This window comes from Methylobacterium sp. 142-1Y (genome assembly GCF_057747795.1).
The window spans coordinates 4,663,749-4,687,875 of the sequence record NZ_CM173224.1; the positions used below are offsets into that span (position 1 = coordinate 4,663,749).

General features: G+C 72.3%; 26 protein-coding genes. 11 read left to right on the forward strand and 15 right to left on the reverse strand.

What is annotated here, in order from left to right; genetic code table 11:
* From AC3AOF_RS21335 to AC3AOF_RS21360, 6 genes are all read right to left on the reverse strand, one after another.
* A complete protein-coding gene (locus AC3AOF_RS21335; protein WP_488346425.1) occupies positions 1-594 on the reverse strand; it encodes a DUF447 domain-containing protein in 594 nt (197 codons plus the stop codon).
* Positions 595-598: 4 nt separating this feature from the next.
* On the reverse strand, positions 599-1,990 hold the full coding sequence (locus tag AC3AOF_RS21340) for a DUF6513 domain-containing protein (RefSeq protein ID WP_488346426.1): 1,392 nt from the start codon (positions 1,988-1,990) through the stop codon (positions 599-601).
* Positions 1,987-2,580 (reverse strand): amino acid kinase family protein, encoded by a 594-nt coding sequence (locus tag AC3AOF_RS21345; RefSeq protein ID WP_488346427.1) that lies wholly within the window; start codon positions 2,578-2,580, stop codon positions 1,987-1,989. Before AC3AOF_RS21345 ends, AC3AOF_RS21340 begins: the two co-directional genes overlap by 4 nt.
* Complete coding sequence (locus AC3AOF_RS21350) at positions 2,577-3,821, reverse strand: ATP-grasp domain-containing protein (RefSeq protein ID WP_488346428.1); 1,245 nt, start codon at positions 3,819-3,821, stop codon at positions 2,577-2,579. The genes AC3AOF_RS21345 and AC3AOF_RS21350 overlap by 4 nt, the downstream gene beginning before the upstream one ends.
* Positions 3,818-4,723: an NAD(P)-dependent methylenetetrahydromethanopterin dehydrogenase gene (locus AC3AOF_RS21355; RefSeq protein WP_236988980.1), complete on the reverse strand. Its 906-nt coding sequence runs from the start codon at positions 4,721-4,723 to the stop codon at positions 3,818-3,820. The genes AC3AOF_RS21350 and AC3AOF_RS21355 overlap by 4 nt, the downstream gene beginning before the upstream one ends.
* A 146-nt stretch (positions 4,724-4,869) precedes the next feature.
* Complete coding sequence (locus AC3AOF_RS21360; protein WP_488346429.1) at positions 4,870-5,838, reverse strand: beta-ribofuranosylaminobenzene 5'-phosphate synthase family protein; 969 nt, start codon at positions 5,836-5,838, stop codon at positions 4,870-4,872.
* Positions 5,839-6,071: 233 nt separating this feature from the next.
* Here AC3AOF_RS21360 and AC3AOF_RS21365 point away from each other — a divergent pair, with 233 nt between their 5' ends.
* From AC3AOF_RS21365 to AC3AOF_RS21380, 4 genes are read left to right on the forward strand one after another with little or no spacing between them, the layout of a single operon-like run.
* Entirely contained in the window at positions 6,072-7,169 is a 1,098-nt protein-coding gene (locus AC3AOF_RS21365) for a formyltransferase (RefSeq protein ID WP_488346430.1), read from the forward strand.
* Positions 7,163-8,791 (forward strand): formylmethanofuran dehydrogenase subunit A, encoded by a 1,629-nt coding sequence (locus AC3AOF_RS21370; protein ID WP_236988977.1) that lies wholly within the window; start codon positions 7,163-7,165, stop codon positions 8,789-8,791. Before AC3AOF_RS21365 ends, AC3AOF_RS21370 begins: the two co-directional genes overlap by 7 nt.
* Positions 8,779-9,711 (forward strand): formylmethanofuran--tetrahydromethanopterin N-formyltransferase, encoded by a 933-nt coding sequence (gene fhcD / locus AC3AOF_RS21375; protein WP_488346431.1) that lies wholly within the window; start codon positions 8,779-8,781, stop codon positions 9,709-9,711. The genes AC3AOF_RS21370 and fhcD overlap by 13 nt, the downstream gene beginning before the upstream one ends.
* Positions 9,708-10,505: a formylmethanofuran dehydrogenase subunit C gene (locus AC3AOF_RS21380; protein WP_488346432.1), complete on the forward strand. Its 798-nt coding sequence runs from the start codon at positions 9,708-9,710 to the stop codon at positions 10,503-10,505. The genes fhcD and AC3AOF_RS21380 overlap by 4 nt, the downstream gene beginning before the upstream one ends.
* A gap of 184 nt (positions 10,506-10,689) precedes the next feature.
* Here AC3AOF_RS21380 and AC3AOF_RS21385 read toward each other — a convergent pair whose 3' ends face one another.
* From AC3AOF_RS21385 to AC3AOF_RS21415, 7 genes are all read right to left on the reverse strand, one after another.
* A complete protein-coding gene (locus tag AC3AOF_RS21385) occupies positions 10,690-11,298 on the reverse strand; it encodes a hypothetical protein (RefSeq protein ID WP_488349031.1) in 609 nt (202 codons plus the stop codon).
* Positions 11,299-11,322: 24 nt separating this feature from the next.
* A complete protein-coding gene (locus tag AC3AOF_RS21390) occupies positions 11,323-12,180 on the reverse strand; it encodes an ABC transporter permease (protein ID WP_236988974.1) in 858 nt (285 codons plus the stop codon).
* A complete protein-coding gene (locus AC3AOF_RS21395; protein ID WP_236988973.1) occupies positions 12,177-12,923 on the reverse strand; it encodes an ABC transporter ATP-binding protein in 747 nt (248 codons plus the stop codon). Before AC3AOF_RS21395 ends, AC3AOF_RS21390 begins: the two co-directional genes overlap by 4 nt.
* Positions 12,920-13,159, reverse strand: a complete 240-nt coding sequence (locus tag AC3AOF_RS21400; protein WP_488346433.1) for a hypothetical protein — start codon at positions 13,157-13,159, stop codon at positions 12,920-12,922. Before AC3AOF_RS21400 ends, AC3AOF_RS21395 begins: the two co-directional genes overlap by 4 nt.
* 65 nt (positions 13,160-13,224) lie before the next feature.
* Positions 13,225-13,650 carry a cupredoxin domain-containing protein gene (locus tag AC3AOF_RS21405; protein WP_488346434.1) on the reverse strand — a complete coding sequence of 142 codons (426 nt, stop codon included), beginning with the start codon at positions 13,648-13,650 and terminating at the stop codon, positions 13,225-13,227.
* A 212-nt stretch (positions 13,651-13,862) separates the two neighbouring features.
* On the reverse strand, positions 13,863-14,828 hold the full coding sequence (locus AC3AOF_RS21410; RefSeq protein WP_488346435.1) for a YVTN family beta-propeller repeat protein: 966 nt from the start codon (positions 14,826-14,828) through the stop codon (positions 13,863-13,865).
* Positions 14,829-14,952: 124 nt separating this feature from the next.
* Complete coding sequence (locus AC3AOF_RS21415) at positions 14,953-16,221, reverse strand: ABC transporter substrate-binding protein (protein WP_488346436.1); 1,269 nt, start codon at positions 16,219-16,221, stop codon at positions 14,953-14,955.
* A 163-nt stretch (positions 16,222-16,384) separates the two neighbouring features.
* Here AC3AOF_RS21415 and AC3AOF_RS21420 point away from each other — a divergent pair, with 163 nt between their 5' ends.
* From AC3AOF_RS21420 to fae, 6 genes are all read left to right on the forward strand, one after another.
* Positions 16,385-16,894 (forward strand): DUF3280 domain-containing protein, encoded by a 510-nt coding sequence (locus tag AC3AOF_RS21420; protein ID WP_488346437.1) that lies wholly within the window; start codon positions 16,385-16,387, stop codon positions 16,892-16,894.
* Between the two features lie 5 nt (positions 16,895-16,899).
* Complete coding sequence (locus tag AC3AOF_RS21425) at positions 16,900-17,598, forward strand: (5-formylfuran-3-yl)methyl phosphate synthase (RefSeq protein ID WP_488346438.1); 699 nt, start codon at positions 16,900-16,902, stop codon at positions 17,596-17,598.
* Positions 17,599-18,048: 450 nt separating this feature from the next.
* The gene (gene mch, locus AC3AOF_RS21430; RefSeq protein ID WP_488346439.1) at positions 18,049-19,029 is read left to right on the forward strand and encodes a methenyltetrahydromethanopterin cyclohydrolase; all 981 of its coding nucleotides are present in this window, start codon (positions 18,049-18,051) and stop codon (positions 19,027-19,029) included.
* A 12-nt stretch (positions 19,030-19,041) separates the two neighbouring features.
* A complete protein-coding gene (locus AC3AOF_RS21435) occupies positions 19,042-19,956 on the forward strand; it encodes an ATP-grasp domain-containing protein (protein WP_236988967.1) in 915 nt (304 codons plus the stop codon).
* Positions 19,956-20,840 (forward strand): triphosphoribosyl-dephospho-CoA synthase, encoded by an 885-nt coding sequence (locus tag AC3AOF_RS21440; protein WP_488346440.1) that lies wholly within the window; start codon positions 19,956-19,958, stop codon positions 20,838-20,840. The genes AC3AOF_RS21435 and AC3AOF_RS21440 overlap by 1 nt, the downstream gene beginning before the upstream one ends.
* A 212-nt stretch (positions 20,841-21,052) precedes the next feature.
* Positions 21,053-21,568: a formaldehyde-activating enzyme gene (gene fae / locus AC3AOF_RS21445; protein WP_139033699.1), complete on the forward strand. Its 516-nt coding sequence runs from the start codon at positions 21,053-21,055 to the stop codon at positions 21,566-21,568.
* 164 nt (positions 21,569-21,732) lie between these two features.
* Here the strand turns inward: fae and AC3AOF_RS21450 are convergent, their stop codons facing one another.
* Entirely contained in the window at positions 21,733-22,431 is a 699-nt protein-coding gene (locus AC3AOF_RS21450) for a HisA/HisF-related TIM barrel protein (protein WP_488346441.1), read from the reverse strand.
* Positions 22,432-22,469: 38 nt separating this feature from the next.
* Between AC3AOF_RS21450 and AC3AOF_RS21455 the strand changes: the two genes are divergently transcribed.
* Entirely contained in the window at positions 22,470-23,525 is a 1,056-nt protein-coding gene (locus AC3AOF_RS21455) for a hydantoinase/oxoprolinase family protein (protein ID WP_488346442.1), read from the forward strand.
* 89 nt (positions 23,526-23,614) lie between these two features.
* Here the strand turns inward: AC3AOF_RS21455 and AC3AOF_RS21460 are convergent, their stop codons facing one another.
* Positions 23,615-24,103, reverse strand: a complete 489-nt coding sequence (locus AC3AOF_RS21460) for a BLUF domain-containing protein (protein ID WP_488346443.1) — start codon at positions 24,101-24,103, stop codon at positions 23,615-23,617.
* Between the last annotated feature and the right edge of the window lie 24 nt (positions 24,104-24,127).

Below are 24,127 nucleotides of genomic sequence, written 5' to 3' on the forward strand. Positions count from 1 at the left end.
TTACGCGTCATCGACCGCGAGGGACGCGGCGGCCGCCTGCGGCAGGGCGGCCACGACCTTCGCGGCGATCCAGTTCCAGGCCTCGCGCTCGGCGGGCCCGGCCGTCTTCTCGACGGCGATGCGGTGGTGGTGCAGCTCGGCCAGCACCGTCTCGGGGTTCAGCATGTGCAGGCGCGTCGACAGGATCGCCGCCTCCAGCACCGCGTTGACCGCCCGGTTGTGGCCGAGGAACGGCCGGTGCGCCTCCGCATGCACCACCCGGCCGCGGAAGCGCGGGCGGACGGGATCGTCGCGCACCTCCACGACCTGCAATTCCATGTGTCCGTAGGCCTCGGCCAGCCGCGGCACGGGAATCGTGCGGCACGGCACGGTCGGCCAGTCGCGCCGGCCGGTGACGCAGCCGGCGATCACCCGCACGTCGGCCGGTGCGGCGGCGGCGAAGAACGGCTGCGCCTCCAGGTTGGCGATGGTCGGCGAGGGCCGGAACGGCGCCACCCAGAAATCCTCGCCCTCCCGGATCAGCCCGAACGGCACCAGGTGCAGGGACCCGTCGGCGGCGAGGGTCGTCACGATGGTCTCGAGGATCAGCGGCACGTGTCTAAGGCTTCCCGCTGTGGCGCGTATGGCCCGGGGCCTTGAAGCGCGTGGTGTCCTCCACCTCGGCATCCATGGCGCAGCCCCATTCCAACGCCTCGTCCTGCACGTAGCGCTTGCCGAGCCGCCAGGCCAGTTCCGCCTTGGTCAATTCGCCGCCGAGATAGAAGGCGTGGGCGCCGTCGGCCTCGACGCCGAGATCGGGGAAGAACGCCATCGCATCGCGCCCCACCTTGTGGATGTCGCGGTTGTAGATGTGCACCCCGTCCTCCGCGACCGCGACCCGGTAATTGGGGTCGCGCACCTCGGCGGCCAGGGCCGCGATCTCCTCAGGGGTCTGGGTATAGGGCCGCTTGTCGTGGAGGGCGAGGAGGGCGCGGCCATAACCTTTGGGCAGGGCGGCGTCGGCCTTGGCCGCGTACATCACCCGGCGGGCGGCATCGTGCTCCTCGACCGTGCGGCGCGTGTGGTTCGAGACCTGCACGATCAGCACGTTGCCGATCGACAGTTCCGAGCACACCCCCATCAGCAGGGCCGTCACCCCGAGGCTGTCGGCCTCGGTGAGCTCGGTCAGGTTGCCGGTCCCCATCATCATGGCGATGTCGGGGTGGCGCCGCCGCGTCTCGTGGTAGCGCACCAGGGAGGCGGCGAAGCCGAAATGGATCGGTTCGAGGATCGGGTCGGCGATGAAGGGCTTGCCCGCCCGCTGCATCCGCTCGATCGCCCGGTCGAGGGAGGGCAGGTCCTCGGGGCGCATCGGCACCAGAACCGGCACCGCCTCGGTCTCGAAGGCGAGGTCCAGGGTCTCCTCGTTGAGGCTGAGCAGGAAATCGGCGCCCGCCGCCGCGCCCTGGCGCAATTCGTCGGCCGAGAACGAATCGACGCTGACCCGCAATCCCTCGGACTTGAGCAGCCGCACCGTCTCGCCGAGATGCGGGAAGGGGGTGTCCGGCAGCCCGCCGAGATCGATGACATCGGCCCCGCGCCGGGCGAGGTCCTTCGCCCGAAGCAAGATCTCCTCGGGCGTGAGCCGCGACGCGTCGACGATCTCGGAGAAAATCCGCACGTCGTGGCGCGAAAGATCCACTTTCCGCCCGGCGAGTCCGAGGAAGACCGGCAGGTCGACGATCTCGTCCGGCCCGCGCTCCACCGGCAGGCCGAAATGCGCGGCGAGCGCCGCCGGATCGGCCCGGCAGCGCCCGGGCAGGATCACCCGCGTCGCGCCCTCCGGCATCGTGACCCGGCGGCGGATGATCTCCTCCGTCATCAGCGCGGCGACCTTCACGCCGGCATCGGCGATGGTCCAGGCGAACCGCTCCGGCGGCAGGCCGGCGGCGATCTTCTCCAGCCGCGCCTTGGCGAGGCGCCCGGTGACGAAGACGAGATGCTCCCTCACGCGGCGCACTCCGCCAGCGCCTCGCGGCACGGCCGGTCGCCGCCGGGGCCGCGCAGCACGATCCGGCCGGGGAAGCGGGCGGCGAAACCCGGAAAGGCGGCATCGACCAGCCCGGCCCGAGCCAGCTCCGCCGGTCCGGCCCCGGGCGCCGGATCGGCGGATTTCACCAGCAGGCAGGTGCCTGCGCCGAGGCGCGTGGCGAGCCAGAGCGCCAGGCTGTCCGATGTCACGTCCCAGCTCTCCGGGATGTCCGGATGGCCGTCCTTGAGCGCCGACGGGTCCCAGACCGGTACGCCGCCGGCGGCGAGGGTTCCGACGGGATCCGGCGTCACCCGCAAGCGCGGCTCCAGCGCGGCGAAGATGCGCGCCATGCCCGCCATGGCCTCGAGGGCGAGCCGGTGGGCGAGGGGGTCCGGAAAGGCGAGGGCCGTCTGCGTCGCCCGCACCGCTTCGGCCAACGCGCCGCCGCCCGGCACGATCGCCACCGGCCCCTCGGCCCCGTCCGCCAGGTCGCCGAGCAGCCGGCACAGCCGGGCCCGATCGGCCACGAGGCTGCCGCCGACCTTCACGACGGCGAGGGCTTGGCTCATGCGTCGTGCCCGGTGCATGCAGGATTGTCCGAAACGATCGAAGGATGCGGCATCTCCTCGCCGCGGGAGAGCGGGTTGCAGGGTGCCGCGTCGAAGATGGAGCGGCGGCCGGCGAAAGCCAATGCGTCGGCCGTCGCGCGCAGCCGCGACTGCAGATCGGCGGCCCGCCGCGCGACCGCCTGCCGGGCCGCGCCCGCATCCGCCCCCTCGGCCAGCACCGTGCAGATCGGCGCTCCCGCCTCGACGCGGCTGCCGGCCGGCGGGCGGTCCATCGCCCAGTCGGGCCAGTCGAAGACCGGAACGGAAGGAACCTCCGTCCCGGCATACAGGATCTCGGTCGCGGCGGCGCCCGGACGAATCGAGCGGTGCTCGGGCAGCCGGCCGTCGGCCGCCGCCAGATGGGCGGAAAAGAGCGGCTGGGCCGCGCGGTCGAGCACGTCCAGGGTGGCGCCGGGACGGGGATTGACCTCGAGCAGCCACCAGGCATCGCCTTCGACCAGCAGGTCGGCGCTGACGAGACCGCGCAACCCCGTCGCGGTGACGAGGGCCGCGAGCGCCCGCTCGGCTCCATCCCGTACCGCGGCGGGCAGGACGGCCGGTCCGGCGGCACCGGCATAGCGGAAGGGGCGGCCGGTCCCGGGCGCCGTCCATTGCTCGGTTACCGCCAGCACGGCGATGCCGCGTCCATCCGCGAGGGCGTTGAGCGAGCGGGGCAGGCCCGGCACGCGGCGCTGGAGATAGGCTCCCGCCGGGAGCCGGCCCGGAGCGGCCGGGCGGATATGGCCGCCTCCGGACCCGCCGCGCCGCTTCGTGAGCCAGGATTCGGGATCCGGCACCGGTGCCGAGGAGATCTCCGGATGCGGGATGCCGAGACGCCCGCACAGGGCCGCGAAGCCGGCCGGGTCCTTGAGCGCCGCGACGGCATCCGGCGCGGCGCCGATCAGCCGGAACCGCCCGGCGAGCCGCCGCATCAGCCCCGGCGCACCCTCGAAGCCGGAGCCGAGGACGAGGCCGATGGGGGCGACCGCTTGGCTTGCGAGGTCCGAGAGTGCCGCCTCCACGCTCCCGGCCCCCGGCCCGGCGCCGAGGCGGCCGGAGACGCGGCGATAGCCGGCGGAAAGCAGCCGGGTATCCGCGTCGCCGAACAGGTCGGCGACGAAGGGGCGGTAGCCGGCCCGCCGCGCCGCGGCGGCGAGCGCCCGGCCCGACTGCGCGGCGATCAGGACCGCGTCGGCCGTCACGCCGCCGCCTGGTCGGCGATCTCGACGGCGAGCCGGTAGGCCTCGCGGAAATCGAGGACGAGGGGCTGGTCGGCCTGGAGCAGGCGGCGGAACAGGCCGGCCTGGGTCCCGTACTTGACGTTGCCGATGGCGAGCGCCCCGATGCCGACGCCCCGCCCGCTCGGCAGGGGGACGGCGTCGGCGTTGACGTCGATCCCGGCGATGCCGGCCGGCGGCACGGCGTTGACGTCCGCGGCGACGAGGAGGCGGCCGGCCTGGGTCAGGTCCTCGGCGCTCAGGACCTGCACGCCCGCCGCAGCCGCGGAGAGGATCACCTCGGCGTCGCGCGCCGCCGCGAGACGACCCTCGGGCGTCGAGCCGTCGGCGGCCTCGACGGCGACGCCGAAGCGCGTGCGCATCCCATCGGCGATCGTCGCCACCCGCTCGCGGCCGTTATAGCCGACGATGACCGGCTGCGCGCCCTCCTGCGCGGCGATCACCGCGGCGCAATAGGCGACGACGCCGGTGCCGCCGTAGATCGCGACGCGCTTGCCCCGCAGCTCCTCGCCGAACCTCTCCCGCAAAGCCTTGCGGGTGCAGGCCACCATGGCGGCGCCGGTGGTGAAGGAGCCGGCCGGATCGGCGAAGACGTGGTTGGCGAAGGGCGGCACGAAGGCACCGGTCGCGGCATCCACCATGTCGAGGGCGGCCTCCGCGTTCTTGCCGCCGATGAAGATCGCCGTGCGGGTGCCGTCCTGCGGCGCGCGCGAGAAGATCGAGTCCTGGACCAGCGGCACCACCTCGCCGGGCTCCACGCTCGTATAGGTCGAGACGACCTCGAACCCCGCATCCACCGCCATGTTCACGTCGAACGGGCTCATGTGCTTGAGTGGGGTCAGCATGTGCAGGATCGAGCGGGCCATCCGGCATCTCCTGAAACGCGGCGGCCGCCCGCCGGCGACCCGATTCGCGCGTGAAGCTTCAAGGTTCGGTGCCACCTTTACGCCCGCAGGCCCCACCTGTGGCCTGGACGTTGGTGGCAATTGCGGCAAGGAGCCCGCCGCTCCGGTCAGTCGATCTCGGCGCCGCGGTTGCGCCCGCGGGCGATGCGGATGCTCAAGGCCGGGTGGCGGGCGCTCAAGGACGCGGCCAGCGCCCTGGCCTGCGCCTCGTCGCCGGTGAGCGCGAAGCCGGTCGGCCCCCAGGAACTCTGGCCGAAGCCCGGGATGCCGGCCGCCTCGACGTCGGCCAGCGCCGCCGCCACCGCCGCGCTGGCGTAGCGCCCGCCCTGGTGGGGGGCGAAATAATCGCCGATCCGGCGCTGGATCCCGGTGATCCCGGCGCCGAACCGCGCCACGTCCCCCGTGACGACCGCCGGGAGCACCTGCATCAGCACCGTGCGGCAGATCTCGGCCGCCTCCGGCGCGGGAAAGCGGGGGAGTTCGCGGAAGGCCCGGCGCTCCTCGGCCCCGTGCACGCCCGTGCGGCCGGAATCCAGGATCAGCACCACCCGCCAGGCCTCCGGGAAAGGCAGCCGCGCGATCACCGGCGGCGGAGCCTCGCTGTCGTCGCGGCCGCCATCGACGATCAGGCCGCCGGTGACGAAGGCGGCGAGGCCGACGCCGGACCGGTTGCCGCGATCGAGGGCATCGGCGAAGGCGGCAGGAGAAAAGGGCGCGCCGTGGAGCGCGGCGAGCGCCGCCGCGACCGAGAGGGCGAGCTGCGTCCCCGAGCCGAAGCCCGCATGGGCCGGGATCACGTCGGCGAGGTGGAACGCCCCGGTCTCCGGCACGCCGAGGTGACGGGCGGCCAGCGCCGCATAGGTGCGCACCCGTTCGCACTCGGCCTCGATGCCGGGCGTGTCGGCCCCGGTGACGGTGAGGCTGTCGGCCCGGGCGGCGGTGAGGTCGATGCCGGGGGCATCCAGGCCGAGCCCGATGCTGCCGAAGCGCCGGCCGAGCCCGCCATGCAGGTCGAGGAAGCCGAAATGCAGCCGGGCCGGCGCACGCACCCGCACCGTCGCCCGCGCCGTTGCCATCCCGTGCGCCAAACCGGCCTCGCTTCCTGACCCGACCGGGCGGCGCCCGCAGGGCCGTCCGAATCCTCGGGGCCGGACTGTCCCACACCGTCCGCCGGCTGGGCAACTCGCGATCGGCGGATATGTGCCCGCCGGCCGGGCGCGAAGCCGGACTTTCGGGGGACTTGCCTGAGCGGGCGCCCGGGTGCAACCGTCTCCCGCGAACTGCGTAGGGCAGGAGCGGGCGAGGGCGGATGACGGCCTGGATCGATGGACGGGCGGTGACGCGGGACGAGGCCGTCGCGGCCGCCGCCGCGATGCTGGCAGGGGCGCGAAGCCCGGTCTTTGCCGGCCTCTGCGCCGAGGCGGCCTCGGTGCAGGCGGCCTTCGACCTCGCGCGCGCAATCGGCGCTTCGCTCGACTCCGCCGCGGCGCCCTCCCTCTACGCCGATCTCGGGGCGCTGGCCTCCGGCGGCGCCATGACCACCACCCCGGCCGAGGCGCGTGGGCGGGCCGATGTCGTGCTGGCGCTGGGCGCCGCGCCGTGGGCCTCCGAGTCCTTGAGCGAGCTGGCGGCGGACGGACCCGTCCGCGGACGGGCATCGGGGCGGCCCCGCGCCGTCCTCGCCCTCGGCGGGCCGGGCGATGGGGCCGTGCAACACGTCGCCTATCCGGCGGGCGAGGCCGGGCTCGCGGCGGCGATCGGTTTGCTGCGCGGCCTCGTCGCCGGCCGCATCGCCGGTCCCCATCCGCTGGCCGACCTCGCGACGCGCCTGCGCGACGCGCTCTACGGCGTGATCGTCTACGACCCCGCCGAGATCGGAGCCCTCGGGGCCGAGATGCTGAACGGCCTCGTCAAGGATCTCAACGAGACCACCCGCTGCTTCGCGCTGCCCCTCGGCGACCCCCACCAGGGCCGGGCCGTGGCACAGATCGCCGCCTGGAGCACCGGCCAAGGGCCGCGGGTCGGATTCGGCCGCAGTCGTCCCGAGCACGATCCCTGGCGCTTCGACGCCGCACGCCAGGCCGCGGCAGGGGAGGCCGATGCCGCGCTCTGGCTTGCCGCTCTGCCGGCACCCTTGCCGGACTGGACCCGCACGGTGCCGACCGTGGCGCTCCTCGGCACGCCGAAGGGCGACGAGGCGAAGGTGGTGATCGGCGTCGGCGTGCCGGGCGAGGCCTTCGGCGCCGCCCTGTGGCACCCGCGCCGCGCCGCGATCGCCTGGCACGAAGCCGACGCGCCGGCACCGGGGACAGATTCCGCCGCCACGATCCTCGCCGATCTCCAGGCCCGGCTCTCTTACACCGTCAAGAATCCTGCCAAGAACCCGGAGCGTTCCGCCTCATGCTGACCCGCATCGCCGGCGGCCGGGTGGTCGATCCGACCGCCGGGCGCGACGCCATCGGCGACGTCTGGATCGAGGACGGCCGTATCGTCGCCCCCTCGGACCGCGCGCCCGACCGCATCATCGACGCCGCCGGCTGCATCGTCATGGCGGGCGGCGTCGAGGTCCATTCGCACATCGCCGGCGGCAACGTGGTGCTGGCGCGCCTGCTGCTGCCGGAACTCGGCGTCTCGGAACCCGGCGCGCCGAACCCGCACGGCTCGGGCCGCGATGTCGGCCTGCTCTACGCCCGGATGGGCTACACCACCGCGGTCGAGCCGGCGATGCCGCCGGTCAACGCACTGGCGACCCAGCTCGAACTCGACGAGATCCCGCTCCTCGACCGGGGCGGGCTGTGCGTGATGGGCAACGACGACCAGTTGCTGCAATTGCTGCGCGACCGCGAGAGCGCCGACGCGGTGCGCGACCTCGTGGCTTTGAACGTCGCGACCTCGCGGGCGCTCGGCGTCAAGGTGATCAATGCCGGCGGCGCCGACGCCTTCAAGGACGGGGCGGTCCGCTTCTCCCTCGACGACGAGGTGCCGGCCTACGGGCTGACATCGCGACAAATCCTCAACGGGCTCCTCGACGCGGTCGAGGCCCTGAAGGTCCCGCACCCGCTGCACGTCCATTGCAGCAATCTCGGCCTGCCGGGGGCAGACGACAGCCTGATCGAGACGCTCGAGGCGGCGGAAGGGCGGCGGATCCACTTCGCCCACGCCCAGTTCTACGCCTATGCCGCGATCGACAAGGACAACCCGCTGACCGGCGGCTTCCAGTCGGCCGCGCCGCGGATCGCCGAGGCGCTGGCCCGCCATCCCAACGCCACCCTCGATATCGGCCAGGTGGTGTTCGGCCAGACCGCGACGATCTCGCTCGACATCCTGCGCCAGTTCTCCGGCCGCAAGGCGGCGAGCCCGAAGAAGTGGATCGTCAATGCGGGCGACGCCGAGGGCGGCGGCATCGTGCCGTTCCGCTACCGCGACCGCGGCCCGACCTCGTCGCTGCAATTCGCCATCGGGCTCGAGCTGATGCTGCTCTCGCCCGATCCGGAGCGCACCATCCTGACCACCGACCACCCCAATGGCGGACCGTTCACCGCCTATCCGCGCATCCTGCACCTGCTGATGGACAAGGAGGCGCGGGATCGCGAGGTCGCCGCCCATCCGAAGGTGGCAGCCGAGCGCTCCGGCCTCGCCGCCATCGAGCGCGAATATACCCTCACCGAGGTCGCGCAGCTCACCCGCTCGGGCCCGGCCAAGCTTCTGGGCCTCACCGACCGCGGTCACCTGCGCCCCGGGGCGCGGGCCGACATCGCGGTCTACCGCGACCAGCCGGACCGGACCGCGATGTTCGCCCGCGCCCACCGTGTGCTGAAGGACGGCGCGGTGATCGTCGAGGACGGCGAGGTCGTCGCCTGGACGCGCGGTCATACGCTGAGCCTGTCCGTCGAGGCCGATGCCGGCATGGCGCGGCGGACCGATTCATATCTGCAGGGCCGTTTCGGCGCCGGTCTGTCCACCTTCACTGTGCCGGACGCGGCCTTCCCCGATCGTGAGGTGTTCGAGGCGGTGTCATGCCGGACCTGATTCTCAACGGTATCCGGGTCGAGGACACCTTCGCGGAGGCCTTCGACATGGCGGCCACCGCCCTGGTGCTGACCGCCGAGACGCCCGAATGGGCGACGATCGCCGCGACGACCATGACGGGCTTCGCCACCTCGGTGATCGGCTGCGGCGCCGAGGCCGGGATCGACGCCGTGCTCTCCCCCGACGAGACCCCGGACGGGCGCCCCGGCATGCGCGTGCTGCTCTTCGGCTTCGATGCCGGCGGCCTCAAGGACCAGCTCCTGCGCCGGGTCGGGCAATGCGTGCTGACCTCGCCGGGCAGCGCGGTCTTCGCCGGCATCGCCTGGGATGACCCGAACGTGGGCAAGGCATTGAAGCTCGGCGGCGCGATCCGCTATTTCGGCGACGGCTTTTCCACCGCCAAGCGCGTCGCGGGACGGCGTTACTGGCGCACGCCGGTGATGGACGGCGAGTTCCTGTGCGAGCACTCGGTGCCGACGATCAACGGTGCGGTCGGGGGCGGCAACCTGCTCTTTCTCGGCCGGCGCTTCGCCGACACCCTGCGGGTGGCCGAGATCGCGGTCGCGGCGGCGCGCACGATCCCCGACGTGATCCTGCCCTTCCCGGGCGGCGTGGTGCGCTCCGGCTCCAAGGTCGGCGCGCGCACCAAGGGCATGATGGCCTCGACCAACGACGCCTATTGCCCGACCCTCAAGGGCCGGGCCGGCTCGGCCCTGCCTCCGGAAGTCGACGTGGTGCTGGAGATCGTCATCGACGGGCTGTCCTCGGCCAGCGTCTCGGCCGCGATGCGGGCCGCCCTCCACGCCTCGACCGAGGCGGGAGGCGATCTCGGCCTCGTCGCCGTCACGGCGGGCAATTACGGCGGCAATCTCGGGCGCCACCACTTCCACCTCCGGGACCTGCTCGGAGAGGCCGCATGAGCACCCTGACCCTCCGCGAGGCGCCGCCGGAGCGCCTGGATCTTGCCGGCCTCACCCCCGCCGCCCTCGCGGGCCTGTCGGAGGCGGAGGCCGCCCGGCTGCCGGTCGGCACCAGCCGCTGCGGCCTGACCCTCGGCGATTGCTTCACGATTCACCTCGACGGCTCGGACGAGTTGCGGATCGTCGGCGCCACCGAGCGGCTCGACCGGGTCGGCGCGGGCCTGTCGGCCGGGCGGATCGTGGTCGAGGGCGATGTCGGCCAGCGCCTCGGCGCCGGCATGACCGGCGGCACCCTCACCGTCAGCGGCTCGGCCGGCCCGTTCGCCGGGACGGCGGCCAAGGGCGGCACGATCCGCATTGCCGGCGATGCCGGCGAGAGCGCCGGCGGCGCGCTCCACGGCGCGGAGGCCGGCCTCGACGGCGCGACGCTGATCGTCGGCGGCACGGCCGGCGACCGCCTCGGCGACCGGATGCGGGCCGGGCTGATCCTGGCGACGACCGCCGGCGCCCATGCCGGCGCCCGGATGATCGCCGGCACGATCGTGGCCGAGGCGATCGGCGACCATCCCGGCTATGGCATGCGCCGCGGCACCCTGGTCGCCGCCCGCCACGGCGCCCTGCTGCCGACCTTCGTCGAGACCGGGCGGCAGGACCTCGTGGTGCTGAAGCTGCTGGCGACCTCGCTCAAGGCCCTGGCCCCGGAGGCGGCCGCGCTCCTGCGGGCGCCGATGCGCCGTTACGGCGGGGATCTCGCCACTCTCGGCAAGGGCGAGCTGTTCACGCCGGTGGGGTGAGAGCCGCATTGAGGCTACCCAGGTTCAGGCCCGATGGTTACCGCCTGAGCCCTCCCCCGCAGAGGGGGGAGGGCTCAGGCGCGGCGACCGTCGTGTCCGCACCGGGACACCTGCTGTGCCGCGTGTTGTGGGAGCCTGGGAGGAGGCGGAGGGTGTCAGTCACGTCGCCGAGGAAGCCCCCCCCTCACAACCGCGCCTGGATTTTCTTGGCGATCACCCCCAGCCGCTGTTCCAGCAGGGTCGGCACCTCGCAGACATAGGTCAGCGACTGGCTGCGCTCCTGGAAGATGCGCTTGTCCCAGTTGAACCGACTCTCGAGCTCGGTCAGCTCCTTGGTCTCGGGCACGTCCGGCGCGGTCTTCACCTCGCTGATCTTCCCGGCCTCGTCGCGGATGCGCTCGGCCATCACCCGCTGGCCGCGGGCGTAGCGGCCGATGCCGGCCACGACCTTGTCGCGCTCGCCGTTCAGCACCTCGAACACGCCGGCGAAGACGCGGGTCAGGCGGGCGTCCTTGTCGGCCTTGTCGAGCTTGGCCACGAAACCGTCGAGGAGGCCGTCGACCTCCTCCAGCGGCAGCCGGCGCGACCCGATCTTCTGCGCGAGCAGGGCGGCGTCGGTGTCGTTGCCCCAGTCAGTCAGCGCCTGGCTCGGATCGGGCCCGGTCCAGACCGCGCCGGGGCCGAGCGTCGAGACCTTGCGCTGGGCGCAGGGCCAGTCGGGATCGGGCTTGGGCTGCGCAAGGGCCGGCACGGCGCCGAGGATCAGCAGGGTGGCGAGGGCGGAACGGAGCATCATGGACATCTCTCTCACAGGCGGTCAGCCCGCATCCCCGGCCGGGCCGCCGCGCCGGGCGAGCAGCCCGCGGCCGGGATCGTAGGCGGCCACCGCCATGACGAAGAAGGCGAGTCCGGTCCCGACCACGACCGCGCAGGAGACCGGGTTGAAGGCGCCGTAGAGCGCGAAGCGCACCAGCTCGACGGCGTGGGTGAACGGGTTGATCTGGCAGATCCAGTAGAGCGTCGCGCTCGATTCGTTGATCCGCCACAGCGGGTAGAGCGCCGAGGAGGCGAAGAACATCGGGAAGATCACGAAGTTCATCACGCTCGCGAAGTTCTCGAGCTGGCGCACGAGCGACGACAGGAACAGCCCGATGGCGCCAAGCATCAGCCCCGCGGCGAGGAAGGCCGGCAGGGCATAGAGATAGCCCATCCACGGGATGTCGGTCTCGAAGAAACTCGCGACCGCCAGGAACACGTAGGCCTGGATCAGCGAGACGATCACCCCGGCGATGAGCTTGGCCAGCAGCAGGCTCCAGCGCGGATAGGGGCTGGTGAGCAGCACCCGCATCGAGCCGACCTCACGGTCGTAGACCATCGACAGCGAGGATTGCATGCCGTTGAACAGCTGGATCATCACCGCCAGCCCCGGCACCACGTAGACCTCGTAGAGGACATACGTTTCGTAAGGCGGCGTGATCGACAGGCCCAGCGTGTTGCGGAAGCCGGCGGCGAAGATGAACAGCCAGACCAGCGGCCGTACGAGCGCCGAGAAGAACCGCTCCTTCTGGTTGAAGAAGCGCAGCAACTCCCGACGGACGATGCCGGCGAGCGCGATGAGGTAGCCGCCGGCATCGAGCCGGCCGCGCACCGGGGTGAGGGTCGTCCCGGCGCTCATGCCACCTTCCTCGGATTGTCGCCGCGCTCCGCAGTCATCTGGCGGAACGCCGTCTCGAGGGAGCCCGAGGGCTCGCTCAAGGTCCCGGCGAGACCGCGGGCGACGATGCGGCCGCGATGCAGCACCACAACCCGGTCGTCCGCGTCGATCTCGTCGAATATGTGGGTGGCCCAGAGCACCGACAGCCCTTCCTCCCGCACCAGCGCCCGCACGATGGCGACGATGTCGGCGCGGGATTCGAGGTCAAGGCCGACGGTCGGCTCGTCGAGGAGCAGGAGGTCGGGGGCGTGGATCAGCGCCCGGGCGATCTCGATTCGCCGCGACTGGCCGCCCGACAGGGTGCGGATCTTGTCGTCGCGGCGCTCCGAGAGGCCGATGCGGGTCAGAAGCGAGTCGATCCGGGCCAAAGCCGCCTTGCGGGGGATGCCGTGGAGCGCCGCGTGGTAGAGCAGGTTCTGGCGCACCGTCAGGTCGGTGTCGAGGGTGCGGGCCTGGAATACCACACCGAGGCGGGCCAGCGCCTGCGAGGGTTCGCGGTTCAGGTCGTGCCCGAGGAGCGAGACCCGGCCGGCCTGGCTGGCATAGAGCCGGGTCACCACCGAGAACAGGGTGGTCTTGCCGGCCCCGTTCGGCCCGAGCAGCGCCACGAAGGTGCCGCGCGGCACCTCGAACGACACGTCGTCGAGCGCCGTGCGGGCGCCGAAGCGATGGCTCACGCCCTCGACCGCGAGGGCCGCGCTCATCGGCTCATCGCCTTGCGGGCGTCGCGCACCGCGTCGAGGCACTCGTCGTATTCCTTCTCGCCGAGTTCCCGCTCGGCGATGCGCAGCTCTTTCCGGAGGGTCTTGGCGACCGGCTCGGGCGGCGATTTCGCCAGTTCCGCCTTGATCGTCGCGATGCCGTCCCGGCACGCGGCCGCATCGTCGGCGCGGGCGGGCAAGGCCGTCAGCAGGAGCAGGGCGGCGAGGGCGAGACGCATCCTTGGGGTTCCTCCGGTCGTGTTGGCGTCGATGTAGGCCGGGCTGGCGAACCCGCAAACCCCTGTCACTTCACGATGAAGCGCCCGGTCATGCCCCGGCTCTCCAGCCCCTGGACCGACCACGGGAACTCGCCGGCCCGCACCGTCACGAACTCCACCGCGATCGTGCCCTGGTCGTCGAATTCGAGGTGGTGCGGCGGCCCGGCCATGTGCACCTCGAGGTGGTTGATGACGATCTGGTTCATCCACACGCCGCGGAAGAACTCGCTGGCGAAGAACTTGTACTCCTTCTGCCCCTTGGCGACGATGCGAAGACGGTAGGACTTGCCGGCCTCCATCTCGATGTCCTTCACCGGCACGGCATAGTCGTTGTCCTCGGCGCCCAGCACCAGATCGGGCAGGTCGGTGCGGCCCTTGGTGAGGTCGTGGGCGGAGGAGGTGGTGGCGAGGAGGCTGGCCGCGAGGGCGGCGGCGATGAGAAGGGCGCGCATGATCTGTCCGGGTGAGAAGTGGGGCTCTCCCCCCTCTCCCGAGTGGGAGAGGGGCCGGGGGTGAGGGTGCTACGGTTCCGCAGAAGGCTCAGACCGTTCCGCCACCGGCACCAGACTCAGCGTTTCACGCGGAAGCGTGTCACCCTCACCCCTACCCCTCTCCCACTCGGGAGAGGGGATCCCGCGCCTTTTCAGGACGCGGCTCACGATTTTTACTGCGGCGAGACCGCGACGCCCCAGGGGAGAAGCCCGACCGGGATGCTCTTCGTCACCTTCGACGCCTCGACGTCGATCACCGAGACGTCGTTCGAGGTGCCGTTGGTCGAAAACAGCAGCTTCTGGTCCGGCGTGAAGGCGAGTTGCCACACCCGCTGGCCGACCGGCAGGTATTTCTGCACCTCGTAGGTCTTCGCATCGACCACCGCGACCCGGTTGGCCGGCCCGAGGGCCACGAAGGCCTTGGTTCCGTCCCTGGTCAGGCGGATGCCGACCGGCTGGATCTGCTCGTCGGTGATCCCTGCGATCTTGAAGGTGATCTTCTTCACCACCTTGCGGGTCTCGACGTCGATCACCGAGACCGTACCGCCGACCTCGGCCGAGACCCACAGCCACTTGCCGTCCTGGCTGAACTCGGCGAAGCGGGGCCGCGCATCGACCAGCACGTTGTCGATCACCTGGAAGGTCTTGGTGTCGATGAAGTGGGCCATGTTGGTCGTCTCGGAGGTATTGACCAGGATCGACCCGTCCGGACTCAACCCCATTCCCTCCGGCTCGACGCCGACCGGCACCTCGGCCACCACCTTGTTCTTCTCGATGTCGAGCACCGTGACCTGGCTGTCGTCCTCATTGGCGATGTAGAGCGGGTTGCCGGAAGGATGCGCGATGAACTGCTCCGGGTCCGGCCCCGAGCGGAGCGAGCGGACGATCTTGCCGGTCTTGGTGTCGAGCACGTCGATGCGGTCGTCGTCGCTGGCGCAGACGTAGAGCAGGCTCCCATCCTTGCCCACGGTGATCCCCCGCGGCCGCCGCCCGACCGGCCAGGTCGCCGTGACCTTCAGGGTCTCGACGTCGATGACGCTGACCGAGTTGCCCTTCTCGTTGCTGACGTACACGGTGGTGGCGTGGGCGGGTGCTGCAAGAAGAGCAACCGCAAGGGCTGCGGCTTGCGCCGGTCTCATCCGGTGACGGCTCATTCGTCCTCCCTTCCGGCCGCGCTCTTCGCCCACGGTCCGTCTCTGGTCGCGCTCGTTGCTCTTACCTGACCCGCCGCGCCGCGGCGGGCGAGACCGACTTATGGCCGGGTCACGACTTCGCCAGCCTGCACTGCGTCTCCGGCAGGTCCACCCCCAGCGTGTCGAGCGGCGTGCGCTGGTGCAGGTAGCCCTGCTCCGGCGCCACCGCCACCAGGGCCTGGGGCTGCACCAGCAGCATCGGCTGGCGCAGCTGATGATCCCAGGGGCGGAAGCTCAAGGCCACGCCCTTGTAGCCCGGCAGGGTGAAACCCGGATCGGCGATCGCAGCGCTCAGCGCCGCCGGATCGGTGGTCTTCTTCTGGAAGGCGGCCTCGCCGACCGCCCGCACCGACGCCCAGACCTGGTAGTCGAGGGGGCGCATCAGCCGGCCGGCGAGGCGGCGGAAGCGGTTCTGGGCCTGGGCGGCGCCCCAGACCTCGAGCGTCGGGTGCCAGGTGGTCGGGACGAGCCCCTGCGTGCCGACGACGGGCCGCGGATCGACGGTGTGGAACGGCACGTAATCGCCGAAATCGCCGGCTTCGTCGGCCACCACGGCGACGTCGTAATCGAGCCCGCGGGTGAAGACGAGGGCCTCGGCCCGGGTCGGGGTATCGCCCCGCGCCCGCGCCAGGGGGCCGAAGGTCCAGGGCCGCTCGGCGCTGATCTGGAGCCCGAACTTCTTCGCCGAGCGCTTCATCGCCTCGGCCCACAGCTTGTCGCCGTCCTGCGGACCTGTGATCAGGAAGAGCTTGCGCCAGCGCATGAAGGCCAGGAACTGCGCGAGCGCATCGGTCTGCATCGCCCGGCTCGGGGCGACGTGGAACACGTCGGCCCGGCAATCGGTGCCGCGCAGGCGGTCGTCGGGGGCGGCGGCGTTGAACAGGGTGACGCCCGACCCTTTGAGGGCGTCGGCCACCGCCAGCACCTCGTCGGCGGAGAGCGCCAGCACGATGAAGCGCAGGCCCTTCGCCACGAGCCCTCGGGCGGCCTCGACCGGGCTCTGGGGCGGCGCCTCGCCGGGGGCGGCGGTGCCGAGCGCCACCGCGTCGAGGGCGTAGCTCTGGCGCACGAAGCGGCCGGTCGTGGTGTTGTCCTGGATCGCCAGCTTGGCGCCCGCCAGCCCCTCGTCCTCGGGTGCGGCCTGGGCGTCGTACGAGGAGGGGGCCGGAGCCGGCCGGTAGACCAGGCCGATGCGGATCTCGGATGCCTGCGGTGCGGCGGCTTGCGCCTGCGGGGCGGCCGCTTGCGGCGGGCCCGGAGCCTGCGCGAGAGCGGCCGGGGCCGCCAGACCGGCGAGGAGCCCGAGGGAGGCGAGGGTGGCCTTGCGGAACTGTGCCATGCGGCAGGCACGCTACCAGGGTTTCTCGCGCGGCCTCAACGTCTGTTCGATGAGGATTTCGTAAGACGCCATCCCACCCTTGCCGATCCTGCCCCAAAAGTCCGAACACGGCTCGCGGGGGAGCGCGTTGCGCATCCCCGCGCCGGCATGCGAGGGTCGGGCGATGTCGTTCCTTCGCGCCCTTCCCGCTCTCGCGGTCCTGCTCGTCGGCCTGCCGGCTGCCGCCGCGCCGAACGACGTGGCGGTGTTCGGGATCGAGCTGGCGGAGCCCGGCACGATCGGGCCGCGGCCGCTGAAGCCGCAGGATGCGCGACGCCTGGGCCTGGCCACCGATGCCCTGCGCCGGGAGGTGGCGAGCCGCGGTCTCGACCCCGTCGATCTCGCGCCTCAGGCCACCGCGATCCGGCGCGACGCGCCGTTCTACAAGTGCGAGGGCTGCGCCGAAAAAATCGCCCAGGCGGCGGGGGCGGCGCTCGTCATCTACGGCTACGTCCAGCGCAGCGCGCCGCAGGTGCTCAACCTGACCATCACCGTCACCGAGGCCGGAAGCGGCAAGGTGCTGCGCGGCGGCCAGGTCGTGATCCAGGGCGACACCGACGACACCTGGCTCCATGGCGTGCGCTCCCTGGTGAAGAACCGCCTCTTCGCCGAGCCGCTGCCGAACCGGTCCTGATCCCCGTGCCCGACCACTCTTCTCCCCGCGTCCGCCTCCTCGTCAGCGTACGCGACGCCGCCGAGGCGGCGCTCGCCCGCGACCACGGCGCCGATCTGATCGATGCCAAGGACCCCGACCGCGGCGCCCTCGGGGCGCTTGCGCCCGACACCGTCCGGGCGATCGCGGCGGCCTCGGGCGACCGGCTGACGAGCGCGGTGGCGGGTGAGCCGCAGGACGGCCGCGAGGCCTCCGCCTGCCTGGCGGCTTTGGCCGGCACGGGCGTGCGCTACCTCAAGATCGCCTGGGCGCCCGGGCGTGACGCGACCGGCCTGGTCCTGCCCGCCGGCCTCCCGGTGATCGCCGTCCTGTTCGCCGAGGACGGGCCGGCAGGCGCCGACGTGCCGGCGCTCGCTGCCGCCGGCTTCTCCGGCGCGATGATCGACACCAGAGCCAAGGACGGCCGGCGCCTCACCGACCACTTGTCCGTGTCGCAGCTCGCCGGCTTCGCAGCGTCGTGCCGGGCGCACGGCCTGCTCTCCGGCCTCGCCGGCTCGCTCGCCCTCGACGACATCCCGGCACTCGCGGCGCTCGGGCCGGGCTATCTCGGCTTCCGCGGGGGGCTGTGTGGGCAGGGGGACCGGACAGGCCGCCTCGACCCGGCGCGGATCGCGGAAGCGGTGCGGCGTCTGGCGGCGATCGTGCCTTGTACCGAGGCGGCGTAGGCGTGCCGGGGCGGGATGGGGGTGCCCGGGGAAAGCCCTTCAAAGATCGATCGCGGGATCCCCTCTCCCGTGTGGGAGAGGGGCAGGGGGTGCGGGTGGAGGCGGCGCCGCAAAAGGACTGAACCGTCTCGCTGCCAGCACCACGCTCGGAGTTCTGCACTGGAGCGCGTCACCCTCACCCCCGATCCCTCTCCCGCACGGGAGAGGGGAGACGCGCCATTCCTCTCGCCGGACAGACTTGCTGTTTCTGGGGAAGGGACGGAGTGAGGAGTCGGACTCTCTGTGCCCGCGCTCCGCACTTGATCCTGAGCCGTCCCACCCTCACGCTGCCTCCTCTCCCACGCGGGGCGGGGGAACCCCACGTTTCGTTCGTCACCCCACGGGGCCTGTCCAAGACCCCGACCGATCATACCGGGGCATCCTCCGACCCCGGACCCGAGGGAGTCATCCATGAGTTCATCCGCCGCCCCGTCCCGCCCGAGCGTGAACGCGCTCGCCGCTCCCCTGGTCGAGGCCCTGGCCGCCGATGCCGCGAAGCTCCGGCTCGCCGTGACGCGGGCGCCGGACGGGGCGCGGCTGATCGATGCCGGGGCGGGGGTGCGCGGCTCGATCGAGGCCGGGCGGCGCATCGCCGAGATCTGCTTAGGCGGCCTCGGCACCGTGACGGTGAGCCCCGCCGGCCCGCTGGAGGCCTGGCCCTTCACCCTGACGGTGCACAGCGCCGACCCGGTGCTCGCCTGCCTCGGCAGCCAGTATGCCGGCTGGAGCCTCGCCGACGAGGAGGGCGATTCGGGCTTCTTCGCCCTCGGCTCCGGCCCCGGCCGGGCGGCTGCCGCCGTGGAGCACCTGTTCGAGGAACTGGCCTATCGCGACGAGGCCTCGCGCATCGCCCTGGTGCTCGAATCGGGCAGCCCGCCGCCGGCCTCGGTGACCGCCAAGGTCGCGAGTGCCGCGGGCGTGGCGCCGTCCGACGTGACCTTCGTCTACGCCCCGACCCAGAGCCTCGCCGGCGCGACCCAGGTGGTCGCCCGGGTGCTGGAGGTGGCGCTGCACAAGGCGCATTCGGTCGGGTTCGACCTCAATGCCATCGTCGACGGGCTCGGCGCCGCGCCGTTGAGCCCGCCGCATCCGGACTTCATCCAGGCGATGGGCCGCACCAACGACGCGATCATCTATGGCGGGCGGGTGCAGCTCTTCGTCGAGGCCGACGATGCCGACGCCAAGGGACTGGCCGAGGCCCTGCCGAGCACCACCTCGCGCGACCACGGTGCGCCCTTCGCGGAGATCTTTTCCCGCTTCAACGGCGATTTCTACGCCATCGACAAGCACCTGTTCAGCCCGGCCGAGGTGATCGTGACCTCGCTGCGCTCCGGCGCCAGCCACCGCGCCGGCCGGTTGGTGCCGGAGTTGGTGGCGCGCTCCTTCGCTTGAGAGAACCGATCGATGCGGATCGGGCTCGCGGCCGATAACGGCGCCTGGCACAAGGCCCGGCTGCTGACCGCCCTGACGGATCTCGGCGCGGCGCCGGTCCTGTTCTCGCTGGCCGACGTCACGATCGAGACCGGATATCCGGAGCCCCTTCGGGTGCCGGGCTTCGGCGGCGACCTGCCGGACGGGGTGCTTCTGCGCACCATCGCGGGCGGCACCTTCGAGGCGACGACGATGCGGCTCGGCGCCCTGCACGCGCTCGTCGCCGCCGGCACCACGGTGTGGAACGGGCCGCAGGCCATCGAGCGCTCGGTCGACAAGGCGATGACGAGCCTGCTGCTCGCCCGCCACCGCATCCCGACGCCGGAGACCTTCGTGCTCTCGCGCCGGGACGCCGCCGCCGAGGTGGTGGCCCGTGAGGCGGGTCCCGGGCGGCCGCTGGTGCTCAAGCCTCTGTTCGGCTCGCAAGGGGAGGGGCTGCAGCTCATCTCACGGCCCGACGAGCTGCCGCCGGAGGAACTGGTCGGGCGGGTCTACTACCTGCAACGCTACGTCGCCCGCCATGACGGGGCCTGGCAGGATTACCGGGTCTTCGTCTGCGCCGGCCGGGCCATCGCCGGGATGATCCGCCAGGGCGACGGCTGGATCACCAACGTCCATCGCGGCGGCCGGCCGCTGCCCTGGCGCCCGCCGGTCCGGGCGGTGGCGCTCGCAGAGGCGGCCGCCGACGCGGTGGGATGCGGCTACACGGGAATCGACCTCGTGGAGGACGGGGAGGGCGGCTTCCAGGTGCTCGAGGTCAACAGCATGCCGGCCTGGTCGGGCCTGCAGCAGGTCACACCGGTCGACATCGCCCGGGAGGTCGCGGCCGGCTTCCTGGCGGCGGTCCGGGCGGGGCGGACGCCGCGCCTCGTCGCCGAGGGGGCGTGATGCCGGCCCTTGCCCCGCCGGCCCTTGCCCCGGCGACGATCGCAGAAGCCTATCTCGCGGCCTGCCGGGCGGAACTGGCGGCGATCAAGCCCGGCAACGTCCACGTCCACGCCGCCGGGCACCGGATGAGCGTCGCGGATTTCGAGGCGAGCGCCGCGCTCTCCGCTCCCCCTCTCACGGCGCCCGGCGCCCGGGTCGGGGCGCGGATCGAGGCGGCGGTGACCGCCACCCGCGCAGGCGTCGGCCAGAACACCAATCTCGGCATCGTGCTGCTCTGCGCCCCGCTGACCGCCGCGGCCGAGCGGCCCGGGCCGTTGCGCGACGACCTCGGTTGCGTGCTGGCCGGGCTCGACGCGGCGGACGCCGCCGGCCTCTACGCGGCGATCCGCCTCGCCAATCCCGGCGGGCTCGGCAGTGCGGCGCGCCACGACGTGACGGCCGAGGGCCCGCCGCCCCCGTTCCTCGCCGCCATGGCGGAGGCGGCCCCGCGCGACCGCATCGCGCGCGCCTACGTCACCGGGTTCGAGGACCTGTTCGCGATCGGTCTCCCGGCACTGGCGGCGGCCCGTGCCCTCGGCCTGCACGAGCCCTGGACCACGACGGCGGTCCACCTCGCCTTCCTGACCGGATTCCCCGACAGCCACATCGCCCGCAAGTTCGGCGCGGCGACCGCCGAGCGGGTGCGGGCGGAGGCCGCTTCCGCCCTGCGCGGGCTGACCCTGGGGGAGGGCGCGCGGGCGGCTCTGCTGGCCCACGATTCCGCACTCAAGACCGCTGGGTTCAACCCCGGTACCAGCGCCGACCTCACGGTGGCGACGCTGTTCCTCGACGCCGTGCAGCGCCTGAAGGACGGAGAGCCCGCGCAACCTGCCAATAAGTCTTAACCCAGACCCGGCTTTCCTTCCGTCGCCGGGCGCAAAATGGCCCAATGTACCGGTCGAGCCGGCTTGTTCAGGGTTCGGCGGCGCTGTAGGGTCCGCCCGCCATCCAGAGAACCGGTTCGGCTCGCGCTGAACGCCGACAGCAAGGATGGCGGTGCTGCGCCGCACTGTTCCGGCGGCCGGCTAACCTTATCGATATTTGGGAGAACCCCCACATGGCGACGATCAATAAGGTGATGGTGGGCGAGGCCCTCGTCGGTGACGGCAACGAGGTCGCCCATATCGACCTCATCATCGGCCCGCGCGGCAGCGCCGCCGAGACGGCGTTCTGCAACAGCCTGACCAACAACAAGCACGGCTTCACCAGCCTGCTCGCGGTGGTGGCGCCGAACCTGCCGTGCAAGCCCAACACCCTGCTGTTCAACAAGGTGACCATCAACGACGCCCGCCAGGCCGTCCAGATGTTCGGCCCGGCCCAGCACGCCGTCGCCAAGGCGGTGCAGGATTGCGTGGCCGAGGGCATCATCCCGGCCGCCGAGGCCGACGACCTGTACATCCTGGTCGGCGTGTTCATCCACTGGGAAGCCGCGGACGACGCCAAGATCGAGAAGTACAACTACGAGGCCACGAAGCTGTCGATCGAGCGCGCCATCAAGGGCACGCCGACCGCCGCCGAGGTCACGCAGCAGTACAAGACCGCCCAGCACCCCTTCGCGGCGAACGTCGCCTAGACAGGAAACCGTCCGGAACAGCCAGCGGCACCTCCCCCGCCGCCCCCGCCGCCTCCGCCGCAGGGACTGTTCCAGCGACTGGCCTCCATCTTCCTCGGACGCTGAATGCAACATCGGGAGGGCCCTTACGGGGCCCTCCCTTCTCGTTTGCAGGTCCTCGCGGTTCAGGCCCGCAGCCGCCCGTCATGGATCGCGCTCGCCACCAGCACCCCGGCGGCGCCCGCCGCCTCCAGCACCGGCAGGTCCTCCGGCCCGCGCAGGCCCCCGGCTGCGTAGAAGGCCGTGTGAGGCGATCGCGCCTTGAGGGCGCGTAAGGTCGCGAGATCCGGCCCCGCACCGCTGCCGACCCGCGACAGGGTCATCACGATCACCTCCGGCGGCCAAGCCGACGGGTCCACGTGCAGCTCGGCCGCGCCCATCGGCACGCCATCGCGGCTGTCGAGGGAGAGTATCGCCCGGGCGCCGATCCGACGCACCAGCATCGCATCGGCCTGGCTCTCGCTGCCGAGCACCGGCCGGCCTGAGCCCGCAGCCAGGAAGGCCGCCACGCCCTCGTCGGTCGAGAAACCTGCATCGACCCAAAGCTCCACCCCCGGGCAGGACGCCGTGATCGCCCTCAGGGAGTCGAGGTCCGGCGGCGTCCCGTCCATGATCGCGTCGAGATCGGCGACGTAGAGCCGGCGCGCCGGCCAGGCTGCGAGGAGGCCGCGCGCCACCTCGGCAGGGGCGGGGCTGCCCGAGAGCGGCGTGACGATCGGCGCGTAAGCCTCGCGGTCGCCGGCGCGCGCCCGCACCACCACGCCGCCGCGCAGATCGAGGACCGGCACCACCTCGGTCCGGGTTGCGGAAGCGGGCCCGCTCATGCCACCCCGCCCCGATCCATCCCGTGCGAGACCCGACCGTGACCCATCTCCATCCCTCCGCCTCGCTCCGTCGCGTCATCGGCTGGGACCTCGGCGGGGTCCATGTCAAGGCGGCGCTGGTCGAGGATGACCGCGTGCAGGCGGTGGTCCAGGCGCCGTGCCCGCTCTGGAACGGCCTGCCGGCGCTGGATGCCACCTTCGCGGCCCTGCCGGACTGGACCCGGGAACCCGCCCGTCACGCGGTGACGATGACCGGAGAGCTGACCGACTGCTTCGCCGACCGCGCCGACGGCGTGGCGCAACTCGCTGCCTGGGCCGCCAGGACCCTGCAAAGCGAGGTGGCGGTCTATGCCGGGCGGGCGGGCCTCGTCGCGCCCGACGCGGCCTCGGCCCATGCCGCCGACATCGCCAGCGCCAACTGGCACGCCACCGCCGCCCTGGTCGGAGCCTTACGGCCGGACGCGCTCCTCGTCGATATCGGATCGACCACCGCCGACCTGATCCCGATCCGGGGCGGGCAGCCCCGCGCCCTCGGCTACAGCGATGCCGAGCGGCTCGAGACGGGGGAGCTGGTCTATACCGGCGTGGTCCGCACGCCGCTGCTGGCCCTGTCGCAGACCGCGCCGTTCCGCGGCCGGCGCACGGCTTTGATGGCGGAGTGCTTCGCCACCACGGCCGACGCCTACCGCCTGCTCGGGCTGCTGCCGGAGGCGGAGGACCAGCAGGACAGTGCCGACCTCAAGGGCAAGTCCATCCCCGAGACCGAGATCCGCCTCGCCCGGATGATCGGCCGCGACCGCCACGAGGGCTCGGAGGAGGACTGGGTGCGACTCGCGGGCTTCTTCGCCGAGGCGCAGCTGCGTCTGCTGCACGATGCCGCCGGCCTGATCCTGTCCCGCGGCGAGCTGTTCGAGACGGCGCCGATCGTGTACTGCGGCGCCGGCCGCTTCGTCGCCACGCGCCTCGCCGCGCGCCTCGGACGACAGACGGAGGACCTGGCCGACCTGATCGCGCCGCGTCTCGCGCCGGAGGCCACGGCCTTCGCGTCGACCTGCGGGCCGGCGGTGGCGGTGGGGGTGCTGGCAGCGGGATGAACTGGTGATACGGCGTCCGGAAGGAATCCTCCGGAAGCCGTGTCACTCTCAGCTTACAGCAGAGCAATCCCCTCAAACAGGCTGTCAGGTCAGAACCGCCGCGCGAGGGCGGCCCCGAGACCATCCTCGCGCGCACCGAGCCACGGCATGCTGATCGGGCTGTCGACGAGGACGAGCAGGGTCCGGCGCAGGAGCCGGTCCAGGGTCTCGGGCCCCCCGACCGGGCCGAGCCCGACGCCGTTGAGCCGGTCGTCGAGTTCGCGGGTGGTGCCGAGGAAGCCCATGGCCCAGCCGTCGAAGCGGCGCTCGGCGGTGAAATCCATCTCGATCACCGCCAGGGTGTGATGGCGCCGATCGGCCAGGATCGATTCGAAGATCGGCTGGACGCCGGATCGCGGGCCTTCCAGCACCTGGAAGAAGCCGAGGCCGGTATAGACCAGGACGCCCGAGACATCGGCCGCCCGGTTGCGCTGCCGGGCCGTGGCGAGCAGGTTCGCGATATGGCCGTGGCTCAGCATCACATCCGCCGGATGCGCGGCGGCACTCTTGTAGATGATGCGGAAGATGTCCTCGGACATCCGATTCTCCGGGCAGCGACTCGA

Excerpts from the sequence above, each read along its gene's own strand:
- AC3AOF_RS21345 (WP_488346427.1), bottom strand. The coding sequence starts at position 2,580 with ATGAGCCAAGCCCTCGCCGTCGTGAAGGTCGGCGGCAGCCTCGTGGCC.
- AC3AOF_RS21355 (WP_236988980.1), bottom strand. The coding sequence starts at position 4,723 with ATGGCCCGCTCGATCCTGCACATGCTGACCCCACTCAAGCACATGAGC.
- AC3AOF_RS21360 (WP_488346429.1), bottom strand. The coding sequence starts at position 5,838 with ATGGCAACGGCGCGGGCGACGGTGCGGGTGCGTGCGCCGGCCCGGCTG.
- AC3AOF_RS21365 (WP_488346430.1), top strand. The coding sequence starts at position 6,072 with ATGACGGCCTGGATCGATGGACGGGCGGTGACGCGGGACGAGGCCGTC.
- AC3AOF_RS21370 (WP_236988977.1), top strand. The coding sequence starts at position 7,163 with ATGCTGACCCGCATCGCCGGCGGCCGGGTGGTCGATCCGACCGCCGGG.
- fhcD (WP_488346431.1), top strand. The coding sequence starts at position 8,779 with ATGCCGGACCTGATTCTCAACGGTATCCGGGTCGAGGACACCTTCGCG.
- AC3AOF_RS21380 (WP_488346432.1), top strand. The coding sequence starts at position 9,708 with ATGAGCACCCTGACCCTCCGCGAGGCGCCGCCGGAGCGCCTGGATCTT.
- AC3AOF_RS21385 (WP_488349031.1), bottom strand. The coding sequence starts at position 11,298 with ATGCTCCGTTCCGCCCTCGCCACCCTGCTGATCCTCGGCGCCGTGCCG.
- AC3AOF_RS21390 (WP_236988974.1), bottom strand. The coding sequence starts at position 12,180 with ATGAGCGCCGGGACGACCCTCACCCCGGTGCGCGGCCGGCTCGATGCC.
- AC3AOF_RS21395 (WP_236988973.1), bottom strand. The coding sequence starts at position 12,923 with ATGAGCGCGGCCCTCGCGGTCGAGGGCGTGAGCCATCGCTTCGGCGCC.
- AC3AOF_RS21400 (WP_488346433.1), bottom strand. The coding sequence starts at position 13,159 with ATGCGTCTCGCCCTCGCCGCCCTGCTCCTGCTGACGGCCTTGCCCGCC.
- AC3AOF_RS21405 (WP_488346434.1), bottom strand. The coding sequence starts at position 13,650 with ATGCGCGCCCTTCTCATCGCCGCCGCCCTCGCGGCCAGCCTCCTCGCC.
- AC3AOF_RS21410 (WP_488346435.1), bottom strand. The coding sequence starts at position 14,828 with ATGAGACCGGCGCAAGCCGCAGCCCTTGCGGTTGCTCTTCTTGCAGCA.
- AC3AOF_RS21415 (WP_488346436.1), bottom strand. The coding sequence starts at position 16,221 with ATGGCACAGTTCCGCAAGGCCACCCTCGCCTCCCTCGGGCTCCTCGCC.
- AC3AOF_RS21420 (WP_488346437.1), top strand. The coding sequence starts at position 16,385 with ATGTCGTTCCTTCGCGCCCTTCCCGCTCTCGCGGTCCTGCTCGTCGGC.
- mch (WP_488346439.1), top strand. The coding sequence starts at position 18,049 with ATGAGTTCATCCGCCGCCCCGTCCCGCCCGAGCGTGAACGCGCTCGCC.
- AC3AOF_RS21435 (WP_236988967.1), top strand. The coding sequence starts at position 19,042 with ATGCGGATCGGGCTCGCGGCCGATAACGGCGCCTGGCACAAGGCCCGG.
- AC3AOF_RS21440 (WP_488346440.1), top strand. The coding sequence starts at position 19,956 with ATGCCGGCCCTTGCCCCGCCGGCCCTTGCCCCGGCGACGATCGCAGAA.
- fae (WP_139033699.1), top strand. The coding sequence starts at position 21,053 with ATGGCGACGATCAATAAGGTGATGGTGGGCGAGGCCCTCGTCGGTGAC.
- AC3AOF_RS21450 (WP_488346441.1), bottom strand. The coding sequence starts at position 22,431 with ATGAGCGGGCCCGCTTCCGCAACCCGGACCGAGGTGGTGCCGGTCCTC.
- AC3AOF_RS21460 (WP_488346443.1), bottom strand. The coding sequence starts at position 24,103 with ATGTCCGAGGACATCTTCCGCATCATCTACAAGAGTGCCGCCGCGCAT.